Annotated in this window: 9 protein-coding genes and 2 pseudogenes; 5 read left to right on the plus strand and 6 right to left on the minus strand. The window is 46.1% G+C overall.

All coding sequences use genetic code 11. The features are described from left to right. The first annotated feature begins 420 nt into the window (after positions 1-420). The 3 genes from AACT07_RS08845 to AACT07_RS08855 all read left to right on the plus strand — a co-directional run bounded on the left by AACT07_RS08845 (position 421) and on the right by AACT07_RS08855 (position 2,792). Complete coding sequence (locus AACT07_RS08845; protein WP_069527282.1) at positions 421-1,185, plus strand: hypothetical protein; 765 nt, start codon at positions 421-423, stop codon at positions 1,183-1,185. A 145-nt stretch (positions 1,186-1,330) separates the two neighbouring features. Continuing rightward, complete coding sequence (locus tag AACT07_RS08850) at positions 1,331-2,128, plus strand: hypothetical protein (RefSeq protein ID WP_069527285.1); 798 nt, start codon at positions 1,331-1,333, stop codon at positions 2,126-2,128. An 88-nt stretch (positions 2,129-2,216) separates the two neighbouring features. Next, positions 2,217-2,792 (plus strand): GIY-YIG nuclease family protein, encoded by a 576-nt coding sequence (locus AACT07_RS08855; protein WP_139123775.1) that lies wholly within the window; start codon positions 2,217-2,219, stop codon positions 2,790-2,792. A 546-nt stretch (positions 2,793-3,338) separates the two neighbouring features. On the opposite strand, the pseudogene AACT07_RS08860 reads toward AACT07_RS08855, so the two are convergent. After that, positions 3,339-4,631 (minus strand): annotated as a pseudogene (locus AACT07_RS08860) (replication endonuclease); the annotation flags it as partial. 288 nt (positions 4,632-4,919) lie between these two features. Then, positions 4,920-6,419 (minus strand): alanine/glycine:cation symporter family protein, encoded by a 1,500-nt coding sequence (locus AACT07_RS08865; protein WP_005360093.1) that lies wholly within the window; start codon positions 6,417-6,419, stop codon positions 4,920-4,922. A 348-nt stretch (positions 6,420-6,767) separates the two neighbouring features. On the opposite strand from AACT07_RS08865, the pseudogene AACT07_RS08870 reads away from it, so the two are divergent. Beyond that, positions 6,768-7,204: pseudogene (locus AACT07_RS08870) on the plus strand (GNAT family N-acetyltransferase). A gap of 77 nt (positions 7,205-7,281) precedes the next feature. Then, positions 7,282-8,043, plus strand: coding sequence for a M90 family metallopeptidase (locus AACT07_RS08875; protein ID WP_069527294.1), 762 nt, complete (start codon positions 7,282-7,284; stop codon positions 8,041-8,043). A 198-nt stretch (positions 8,044-8,241) separates the two neighbouring features. Here AACT07_RS08875 and AACT07_RS08880 read toward each other — a convergent pair whose 3' ends face one another. The 4 genes from AACT07_RS08880 to AACT07_RS08895 all read right to left on the minus strand — a co-directional run bounded on the left by AACT07_RS08880 (position 8,242) and on the right by AACT07_RS08895 (position 11,616). After that, positions 8,242-9,141, minus strand: coding sequence for an alpha/beta hydrolase (locus AACT07_RS08880; protein WP_069527295.1), 900 nt, complete (start codon positions 9,139-9,141; stop codon positions 8,242-8,244). Positions 9,142-9,177: 36 nt separating this feature from the next. Continuing rightward, positions 9,178-10,011 carry a LysR family transcriptional regulator gene (locus AACT07_RS08885; protein ID WP_171902764.1) on the minus strand — a complete coding sequence of 278 codons (834 nt, stop codon included), beginning with the start codon at positions 10,009-10,011 and terminating at the stop codon, positions 9,178-9,180. Between the two features lie 170 nt (positions 10,012-10,181). Beyond that, positions 10,182-11,216 (minus strand): alpha/beta hydrolase, encoded by a 1,035-nt coding sequence (locus AACT07_RS08890; protein WP_110303841.1) that lies wholly within the window; start codon positions 11,214-11,216, stop codon positions 10,182-10,184. Positions 11,217-11,250: 34 nt separating this feature from the next. Continuing rightward, entirely contained in the window at positions 11,251-11,616 is a 366-nt protein-coding gene (locus tag AACT07_RS08895; protein WP_252411950.1) for a DUF6506 family protein, read from the minus strand. Positions 11,617-11,791: the final 175 nt, after the last annotated feature.

Raw genomic sequence — 11,791 nt, forward strand, 5'->3', positions numbered from 1 at the left:
ACCTTCATCAAAAAATGAAAAAAGAAATCAGCCCGATAGATAACTTTTTGCTGACTACAATGGTCCGCGTTTGATACCCTATATCTCAGGCATATCCACGACACTGATACTAATGGCATTGATGATTACCTCCTCTTCAATCCAGTTATAAAACTGCGAGTTGGGAGCTGAAACCCTCTACGGCAGTTATCTTGTTTTCCGAGATATGGAAAACAAGGTTTAAGACTCCATTGGGTTCGCGCGTCGGGTTGTGAGGCAAGGTTTCACATATCCACGGTGTGGGCCAAGTCAGTTGCCATAGAATGTCGAAATATCAGGTGCCTTCTTAAGGCATCAAAAGCCTGATGTATGTATGGAACGGCGGTGTGTCACTATGTGGGAGCTTTCCGCATAATATATTTCTAGGTATAGAGGAAAGTTATGCAACCAATGAAAGATGCAAAAAGTCTCGCAAGAAATCCATTAGGAATCGTGGCTTTATTTATATCGCTTATTTATGGTTTTGCATCACTTTTATTGAGTTCCGCCGTGGATAAATTACAGGATATAGAAAGATGGCCACTTATATTATTCGTTGTTATATTTCCCTTTTCCGTTCTCTTTGTATTTTACAAGTTGGTTACGAATCATCATGGGAAACTATATAGTCCTTCTGATTACAAGGAAGATGACTCATTTCTGCGAACACTTTCTCGAGACGAGAAAGAGCGCAAGTTAGAAATGGAAGCAAAAGAAGCAATTGGAGATGTGTTTGTTGAGAAGGACGCAAGCATAAATTCTCCAATACTAGATGCCACCAAAAAGCGTATAAAAAATGTAGAGAGTTATATTATATCATCAATAGCTTCAGAGCTAGGTCTCGCGGCATCAACACATATGACAATTGGAAATGAAAATATCAGCTATGATGCTGTTTTTGTCGAGCAGAATAAGTACCTTATAGCATTGGAAGTTAAATACTACTCTCGCCCTATAGTTACTGCTAAAGCAATAGAGTCATATATAAACAAAGTTTCAGCGACTTCAAGATATATGAGCATTGAAACTAGGTTTATTTTGGTGTTAGTATTTGAAGGAGATAAAGAGGAGTTTGATTTTATAGTGAAAATATGGGAAGGGAAGCTCAAAAAACTAGAACTGAAAGTGGATTTAAGAATTGTTAGTGGTGACAGTATTTACCTGTAACATAATTAAGTTTTAAAAGACTATTCGCAATGCATTATGTCTTTAGTTTATGGTTGTTTACGTGATTGCGATGCAGCTCATTCTTTTCTATATTTCATTGTTTCAATACACCTAAAAGGTTTTAATGTGAGCATAAGGATGGTTGATGTTAGAAATAATTAATGATGTAATCACAGCCCTAAATAAGGTCGGTAAACGATTTTATAGTATAGAGGATTTTTATTTTAAAAATGGTGAAATCGTTAATGGTGGTAATTTTAGACATCTTGAATTAAGATTTATGCATGAATTTTCTGCACAGTTTTCAAGGGGCTTTGAAGATAATTCGGCTTATCAAAAGCTTGAGTATGATTTTGAGATACCCAAAAAATTCATTTGGTCAGAAACCGCCAACATCGCAATAAGTACAACGTATGAACAACTACAACATAAGAGAGGTCATGATAAATCAGACCTTGATTATCTTACGACTATTCCCGATTTTTTAGTTCATGCAGGACAGCATGATAAAAAAACCGAGAACCAGAAATTAATAATTGAAGCAAAATTGAACCCCAGAACCCCGAAGTGTGAGGTTTTTAAAGATATCTTTCACACGTTTATATATTCAAATGAATATGAATTTCAGTGCAGTATTATGTTACTGGTACATTTTAACAAGGAGCGATGGATCAAATTACTAACAGAGTATATTAAAGCTGGGTATTATTCAGGGTCATCGGAAAATACTAAGAAGATATTTGTTATTTTTAAAGGTTCATATGATGAAAAGGCTGAATTTTTTTCTCTGCATGAATTATTATACGCTCCTTTGTGCCCTGTGTGTCAGGAAATAATGTTGATAAAGATGGCAACGCAAGGGTTTAACGCTGGAAATAATTTTTGGGGGTGTCGTAGATTCCCAGATTGCACTGGCTCAAGGCCGTTAAAAAAAGATTATTAAGCAGGTGCAAGTCGCTAAAAATGTAAGGTTTGTTACTTTTTTTAATGTTTTGTAGTGTGTTCTAGTTAATATAGCCTTGGGGGTAAAAATGGCTGACTACGTTTTTGGGGATGATTACAAAATGGATTACCTTGAGAATGAAAGACGAAGGCAGGAATTGTCCATTGTTAACTGGATATATATTGGTGTTGATACCCGATTTGGTAATATGACTAAAATAGGATTGACGACTGGCTCGTTGGGAACTAGGGCTAGTGGAAGTCAAAATCCATTTTATTCATTATTGTGTGCTTTTAAAATAAAAGATGGTGTTGAACCTAGAATCGTCAAGCATATTGAGGATTCTATTATTTCCCTCCTCAGTCAAAAATACTTCCGTATAAATCATGTGACGACTGGGCGTCCCTCAGAGTGGTTTTATGCTGATCCTTTGGAGGTGAGAACGCTTGTTGACTATTTTCTCTGTGATAACTTTAGCGGGAACATGTATTCATATTATTGTGTTGAGCGGGATAAGTGTGTCATTTATTCATGGGAAAACAGAAAATTAATTTATGGTGGTGTGCGAAGTCCTTATCAAGCAAACGATCTAAGCTCCCCACCTGTAGACCCAGCGTGTTATATGCCTGGCGGCTGTGGTGCTGACTGTAATTGTTGGGAATAAGGGGGCAATCAGGTGATGCCTACGACACGCCTGATTTATCTATGGTCAGCTACCACTTGGTGCAATATTGCTTTGTATGTGTGGTTGAGCCGTTCAGCTGCCCCTGGATCGAGTGAGCAGGCTGCCAAACACTATCCATAGGAGTAGCCTGTAGTGACGTATTGGATTGTGCTCATCATAATATGTAGCTTGCCGTCGGGGCGGCTATTGGCGGAGAGAGTCTTGACTCTGATAATGCTCTCTTAGTTATTTGTTTGGTGACTTCAGTTGCGACCCGTCGTGGCCTGAGGAAGAGGTGCAAGGCCAGTGCGTTCCGGTCTGTAGATCCGGCGCATCATAGCGATAGCCACACCTCTTATATGCGGTGTTTGTTCTTGTAACCACTCAAGCATCAATTCCTGTGGCCATGCCGGTGTGCCATCAATCTGGGGGCCCATCCGATATATCTGTCATTCCAGTGCATCACATTGTGGCGCCGAAAGCGGTTTATAGGTACGCGATGTATCGGGCAATTCACCCTGTAGGGCTTCCAGCTTGGAAAAAAGATCAGTCACCGGCTACCTCGCTCATCAGTTCGTCAAACAGTGGGCTTTCCACTTCGTGTCGGTCTGCCCAGTCTAATTTATCAAGTACTCGCCAGAGCTCACACCGATATGGATTGGGCCGCGCGGCGATCCACTGATGGCATGCTGCAAACCCGCAAGTGTTGAACAGCTCGTAGCAATCCATTACTAGTGTTGGCCAATGTTCATCATCGGGAGGAATGGTATCGGGCTGTTCCTTCGGCTCTGGTACACCAACCATGGCCCGTAGCCATTCCAACTCGATAAGTGGGTCGTCATGGCCCGATGGGGTCAAGCGGCTCGACTGCAGCTGGCCGTTCTCCAGCCTGAGGGTGAAGCCGTCCGCCGTGACGTTGGCGCCAGCCCGTAAACGGTCGATGGAGAAGGGCGATAAGCCCCATTGTTCCCTCATGATCTGGTCTGCAAAGGCATCAGGATTTGGTCGCGTACAGTTATTGTCAGAGCTCCAAGGTTCCGGGCTGTCGCCCGTCTTAACCCCAACCCCCCTCGCTGCAGCCTCGGCGGCTTTCCTGGCTTCATGGGTGCCGGCGGGCACAATTTCCCACCCTTGCAGGCGGGTCTTGATGCCCAGGCGAGCGGAGGTAATGCCCATCAGGCGCTTAATGTCTTCGCCATAGCTGTTGGCCTGCTCCTCGATAAGGTGGGCCAGCTTGATGGGGTGTTCAGCACGGGTGGCCAGTGCGCCGCCCATGGCGTGCAGGTAGCAGCGAAAGATGCCGTTATCAGCGGCAAAGCGGGCTGCCTCAAAGCGCGGGTCTTGCAGCACGGGCTTGGGCGGGCCAACCAGATCGGCATTCTTCTTGGCGTTGCTGATGCGGCGCAGCTCGCGCCATACCCCGACCGGGGCGCCTCCGATCTGCTGGAAGGTGCGAATGCCCCACCAACTGGCCCAAGCCACGGCATGCAGGGCGCCCTCATCGGCGGCAGTGCCGGCCTCTTCGTCATCGTCCAGGTAGGCGCCGTCGATGTTCTTGGCAATATATTTGGCGATATAGCCCGCGGCATCGCCCTTGGCCGGGTCTATCTCTTTCCAGTCGAAGCGGGGAGTAAAGTCGGTAAAGGGTGGGGCGCCCTTGATATCCCGTACCAGCTCTTCGTGGTCATCGGTCAGGGCATAGCGTTGCAGGATGCCGATCACCCGGTTGCGATCTTCCGGGCGCATAAATAGCAGCAGATGCCAGTGCGGGGTGCCGTCGTGGTGAGCCTCGCAAACGCGAAATCCATAGACGGGCGAGTTCCATCGTTTGAGGGCGGCCACTTGATATTTCATCAGACGATGACATACGCCCACTTTGCACCGGATTATCTGAATGATGCGGTCCGCTTTAACCCGTTGGAAAACCATCTTCAACCAGCTTGTTCTTCCCCGAGAATGGGCCGAGAAAAGTGTCCACATTTTGCCAATTTTGGTGTCTTTTCACGTCCCAAAGTGTCCCCTTGTGTGGCACTTAACTCCTTGGTTTTAATGTGAATTGTTGAAATTAAATCAATAAAAATGGCAGCCGAGGCTGCCATTTTTATTGATGTCTTATGTCGTTCTGGTTCAGGAGGTCTTGCGATCCTGATCCGGCTCGAACTGATGACCCGATTTCTCCCGCTCCAGGTTCTCTTCGGAGCGTTTGCCCACCCAGTAATCGGCGTTCTTGATGCCGAGCTTCTCCGGGTGGAATACGGGGTCAATACCTTGTGCCTGCTGCGCTTCATAATCCTTCAGACAGGTGAAGGCGGTCTTTTGCAGCAGCAGGATGGCAATGATGTTGAGCCATGCCATCAGGCCAACCCCGATATCACCCATGCCCCACGCCAGATCTGCAGTCTTGACGGTGCCGTAGACAGTGGCAGCCATCAGCGCAATCTTCAGCAAGAAGGTGAGCCAGGGGCGATTAATCTTGCGGTTGATGTAGGCGATGTTGGTTTCGGCGATGTAGTAGTAGGCAACGATGGTGGTGAACGCGAAGAAGAACAGCGCTATGGCCACGAAAATGCTGCCAAAGCCCGGCATCATGCTCTCCATGGCGGTCTGCACATAGCCCGGGCCTGCTGCGATACCGGCAATACCTGTGTAGATAGCAGCGCCGTCCGGCCCTTGTACGTTATAGAGCCCGGTGATCAGCAGCATAAAGCCGGTAGCGGAGCAGACGAACAGGGTGTCGATATAGACGGAGAACGCCTGCACCAGACCCTGCTTGGCCGGGTGACTCACTGCTGCAGCAGAGGAGGCGTGCGGCCCGGTACCCTGACCCGCTTCGTTGGAGTAGACCCCGCGTTTTACCCCCCACATGATGGCCAGACCCAGAATGGCACCGAAACCGGCATCCAGACCGAAGGCGCTCTTCCAGATCAGCAGGATCACGCCCGGCAGCTGGCCGATATTGAGGGCGATGATGACGCAAGCCACGATGATGTAGCCCAGCGCCATAAAGGGCACCACGGTACTGGCGAAGCTGGCGATACGCTTGACGCCGCCGAAGATAATAAAGCCGAGCAGCAGCGCCAGACCGGCGGCGGTGACGTTCGGATCGATATTAAAGGCGGTCTGCAGGCTGGAGCCGATGGAGTTGGCCTGCACCCCCGGCAGCAGCACGCCGCAGGCGAAGACGGTGGCGATGGCGAAGGTCCAGGCGTACCACTTCATGCCAAGCCCTTTCTCGATATAGAAGGCTGGGCCGCCGCGGTATTCACCGTTGATCTTTTCTTTGTAAACCTGACCCAGGGTGGACTCCACGAAAGCAGAGCTGGCGCCGAGGAAGGCGACCATCCACATCCAGAACAGGGCGCCCGGGCCACCGAAGGTGATGGCGGTGGCCACACCGGCGATATTACCGGTACCCACGCGACCGGCCAGGGTCATGGCCAGCGCCTGGAAGGAGGAGACACCGGCATCGGTGCTCTTGCCATCAAACATCAGGCGCACCATCTCTTTGATATGACGCAGTTGCAAAAAACGGGTGCGCAGGGAGAAGTAAAGACCGACCCCCAGACACAGGTAAATGAGCGCAGGGCTCCAGATTACACCATTGATGGCATTGACGATTTCATTCATGTACAACAACTCCTTTGTTGTGTTTGTGGCGCTGTCTTGGCGAGATCTTGGCCTCGCTCTCTGTCACTGTTTTCGGCCCTGTTTGTTAACAATCCAGTTAACAAATGAGCGCGAGGTTGAGGGGTTAAGCAGAGCGCAAACACGCGCCATGCATGGCTTGTAACATATCGAGTTGTATCGGTGCTTCCCAGCGAAAAATGTTGCCTTGTTGCAAATTTGTGAATTGACAAGGGTGGGGGGATAATGGCAGGCAGCGTTTTCTATGAGTAAAGATGAGATCCTCCTTGTTGATCTGCGCCGGACAATGTGACGGGCGTAACACTATGGAAAGCAAACATGAGGCCAACAATGAAAAATGACCCTGAGACGTTGACGATCCGTCCCCCTGAGGCCGACGACGGGAGCGCCATCGCCCACCTGTTCACCCAATTGGGGTATCCTGCCGAAGGCGCTGACGTGACGGAGCGTCTGTTGGCGCCGGATCCCGCGAGCGTTGTGCTGCTCGCATCCCTGGCCGACAAGGTGGTCGGCGTGCTGGTGTGGCACAAGCTGGCACCGTTGCATGTTGCACCAGCTTGGGGCTTGATCTCGGCGCTGGTTGTCGATGAAGGGGCAAGAGGGCGGGAGTGGGCGCAGCCTTGCTCAAGGGAGCCGAAGCGATGGCGCGGGCCGCAGGTTGCGCCCAGCTGGAGTTATCCAGCAGCCTCAAGCGCGAGGCGGCCCACCGTTTCTATCTGGCGCAGGATTATCAGGAGCGGCCGAAACGGTTCGTCAAACTGCTGTGACCTGTTTTTTGCATCACAAAGAAGGAGTAGGCGTGCTGGGATGGTTCAAATGGCTGGCTGGTCGCCCGCAAACGTCCATGAGTGAGGATGAGTTGGCGCTGTGGCGTCAGGCGCTGGCGGCAGTGCCCATCTTGCAAGGGCTCAGCGACACCGAGCAGACGACGCTCATCGGCTTGGGGCAACAGCTGCTCAAGCGCAAGACCCTGACCCTGATCGGGGTCGAGCTCAGCAGCCGTCAACAGGCGGTGCTGGCGCTGCAGGCGGCGTTGCCTATTCTTCATCTCGGTATCGACTGGTATCGCGGCTTTCACGAAATCATCATCATTCCCGAACCCGTCACCCGGCGCCAGGAGGTGCAGGATGAGTTCGGTCTGGTGAGCGAGATTGAAGAGGAGAACGCCGGTGAATCCTGGCCGCAAGGGCCGCTGGTGCTGGCCTGGAGCGAACTGCAGCAAGATGGCGACTGGGACGGCTTTAATCTGGTGATCCACGAGCTGGCCCACAAGCTCGACATGCTGGGGGGGGAGGCGGACGGCGCACCGCCGTTGCCGGGGCAGATGAGCAGCCAGCTGTGGCAGCAGGCCTTTCAGGCTGCCTTCGATGAGCTGTGCCAGCAGCTTGATCGGGACGAAGTGACCGATATCGATCCCTATGCTGCTGAACATCCCGCCGAGTTTTTTGCCGTCAGCTGCGAGTGTTTCTTTACCGATCCGCTTCGGCTGCAGCAGGTCTATCCCGCGGTATACCGGCAACTGAGCCAGTTCTTTAGCCAGGATCCCGCGCAGCGTTTTCCCGCGACCCGCTTGCTGGCGGGGGAGGGAGGTTACGGAGTTCTGTGACATCAATGCACAACAAAAATGGTAAAACAGTGGAAATGCTTAATTGTGGTCAGTGTTAAATTAAATACGAAAATCCAAAACTGACGAGCTTTATATTTAACGTAAATGTTATTTAAACACACAGCCAATACCGGTGTTAGTCCAGTATTGGCAAAGTATCAGAGAAAAAAATAGGGGGGTTATTTCATGTTCGATATGCTATGAACGATAAAATGCTATCAGTTTATCGATTGCTCTTTCAACAAATATGCTTTTGTCATAGAGATCAATGTGGTTGGCGCCACCTATTTCGAATAGTTCTTTAGGCTCACTTGCTTCTTTATACATTTGTTCACTCTCATTTTTAGAGCCTGCTAACTCACCAATTATCATGAGTAGTGGCGTTGGCGCTAAAAATTTCGCGTTATCTAGCGCTGAAAATGTCAATAGCTTCTCATAGCTCCATGGTAAAAATTTACTCTCGTACTTTCCTTTTATTCCCCGGTCTGTCATATAATATTCATAAAACTCTTGAAATAGTTTCGGCATGTCAGGCGTGCAGTTTTCTGGCGCATGCGGTAAATATGAAATCGCCTCACCATTTACAAATTGTAATCTAGCATTATTTACTGATGAGAGTAATTCATCTAAATTCTTTTGAGAGAATAAGCTGCGATAAAAACCTCGATGATCGAAGTACGCATTTACGGTTGCAACTTTTGATATTCTTCTATCGGTAACAGCTGTATGTGATAAGTATCCTCCGCCGGAGCAGATTCCTAAACCAAAAATTGATTTTTTATCAACTATATCTAATGTTGATAAGTAGGTAACTGCTGCAGAAATATCTTCTGACTTATTATATGGATTTTCATAGAATCTGGGTTCACCTTCACTGTCACCAAAAGTTGCATGATCAAATGTCAGGCAAATAAAACCATGTGCAGATAATCGCTGAGCATACTCATCAACAGTTTGCTCTTTAACACCGGCTTGAGGTGGGACAAGAAGAATCGTAGATCGTACTTCATTATCCACAATGTTGTCAGGTTGATATAGATATCCAATTAGTTTGTTTTCTTGGCTATAAAAACTGATTTTTGATTTGATTGTTATCATAGCTTTCCCCATTTTATATTGAATTTATGTGAATTATTAAAAGTTTTCTATAGAAATTAATTTTGCATCGCTTCGTATTTTTTTTAGTACTGGGTTTATCGCTTGATGGGATGGCATACATAGCCCTACGCTTCGACCTCTAATGGGGAGATTAATATCAAAAACGTTTATGTCTGATACTTTTTCAACTAGTCCCATAGGAAGGAAGCAACTACCTAAACCCGCAAGAGCTAACAAAAAAGCCTGTTCCTTTGTTTCTGCTGTAGACACAATGTTCAATGCAATGTTCTTTGATGATATTAATCCGAGCACTTCTTGGTGAACTTCACAACTGGGGCACTCTATAAAATCTAAGTGATAAAAATCTTCGATTTTACTTGGTGCTGAAATGTTCTCTTTTGTAACAAAAACAAACTTCTCTTCCCATAACGGGATAAATAGATCAGTATCATTTTTGTCTTTTTCGAATCCAATTCTGCAATCAGATTTATCTGATGAGGTCAAAATAAAATGGCAATTAGGTGCCAAACGTTCTAAATGAGAAAGTGTTGTCGCAGTTTTATATTTACTGATGGAGTTGCAGACCCCAACACTTATTTTAGGTGTTGTTGCCTTTGACATGAATAAAGTTGAGATTGTAGCGCTGTCATTCACAAGACGCTTTGCGTGAGGATATAACTCGTGGGCACTGTTAAGTGGTTGAACTCCCTTTTTATCTCGTAAAAAAAGATCGTTGCCAAGTAGTTCCTCAAGTTGTTTCAATGCGGCAGATATGGATGGCTGCGTAATGTGACATTTTTCCGCAGCAAGAGTTAAGTTTTTTTCTTCATAGATAGCTATAAACAAACGTAACAGTCTAATATCAACCATGTTTCCCTCCACTTTATTAACGATAGAGTACATAGCATGGTGTCATTAATAAAATACCGTTTGCCAATGATACCCATAGCCTTAGGCTATAGAAAAAAGAACCTCCCAAACAATTCATCTGAGAGGTTCTAAAAACAACGACTTAGTTAGGGCAATGGTACTATATGTAGTTAAAAAATGGTCTTTTTATAAAATTCATCCAGTTTTATAACAGCCTGATTAACATACTTATCTTGGTCATACAGGTCAAAGTGACCAGCACCTTTGATGGTAAAAAGTGTGGCATCAATTTTTTTCTGTTTTGCACGTTCCACAGCAATTTTACTAAATGGAGCAGACAATGCCTCTGACCCAATGATCGCCATAAATGGCTTTCCTTCAAGTAATTCAATGTGTTCAGTTGGGTTAAATGCATATCTTGAATCTAATGAGATAGCTGCTCTCTTGGGGGTGTATGTTGCTACGGCACCACCGCGCTTGCTATTTCGGTAGTAATCTGCAGCTTGATCCCAGAATTCACCAAGACCAGAACCTGCAGCAGGGATCCCATCTACATAGAGTACCTCACCGGTTTCAAAGTATTTTTGACGAGCATCACTAGCCCATTTAATTTGCTGTTGATATTGCTTAACAGGGGAGCCGTTGAGCATGTTTGCATATTGAGTTGCGCCACCCATGCCATAATCAGTGAAGTCAATAAAGGCGCTAACAACAGCTAGCGATTTTACTCGTGAATCTTGATAGGCAGTTTGAAGACCGTAACCAGCACCAGAACATAATCCTAGTTCAGCAACTCGCTCATCATCAACACCTGGAATAGAACGGATGAAGCTAATTGCATTTTTAATATCTTCCACTTTCATCGGAGCATTTTCCATGCCTCGAGGCATACCACCACTTTCACCATATGTTCTGTGGTCAAATGCTAAAGTGACATAACCTTTCTCAGCCATTTTTTTTGCGTAAATTCCGGCGGTTTGCTCTTTTACGCCACTGGCTGGAGTTATCACCACGATAGCAGGGTACTTTTTAGCCGGATTAAAATCCTTAGGCAAGAATAAATTTCCTGAAATTCTTGTGTTTTCACTTAGGAAATTTACTTTATTAATACCGGGTTGGAGTTCATAGTTGATATCCGCAAATGAATTGAATGATGCAATTGCGGAAAGGCCAAACATGAATGCTGAAATTGTTTTTAGTTTCATTTTTCTTTTCTCTTGGTTAATGAAAACATACAGTTTAACTGAATAAAACATCACCGCTGACATTATCAAGGCATGGGTGTATATCAAATCTTACAACACCTACCTGCATGCGCCCCAAGCATTGTTCTTTAACTTTTGCAACACCGACATGTCCAAATCCTGCACATAGCTCTATAGCTCTGATACCTTCTGAATATAAATCATCAAGCTGTAAGCATGCTTCTTGATAGCTAGATACTGCTATTGTTTTAACATGAACGCTATCTGTTTTAACCCATTGAAAATCAAGTTCTGGATTGACATTAGGAGCTAGGAAAATGAAAGCTGCTTTGAAACAAGACATGTAAACTCCGTATAGTGATATGCTATGTTTAAATTCATCGTATTTCTGGCCTAACATTCCCTCCTTTCTTTATCATTGCCCTTTAAATGTGGCATTGATAAACACGAATCTGCAACAGTCAGTGTCTATGACCATTATTTGATTAGACTATTTGCCATGCCTTAAATTTTAGATAAGGATGATGATTGTTTTATTAAGTTAATAAATCCGAATTGGAGAGTAGAATGACTGA

Source organism: Aeromonas sp. ANP5 (assembly GCF_963870295.1).
GTDB lineage: Bacteria > Pseudomonadota > Gammaproteobacteria > Enterobacterales > Aeromonadaceae > Aeromonas > Aeromonas veronii.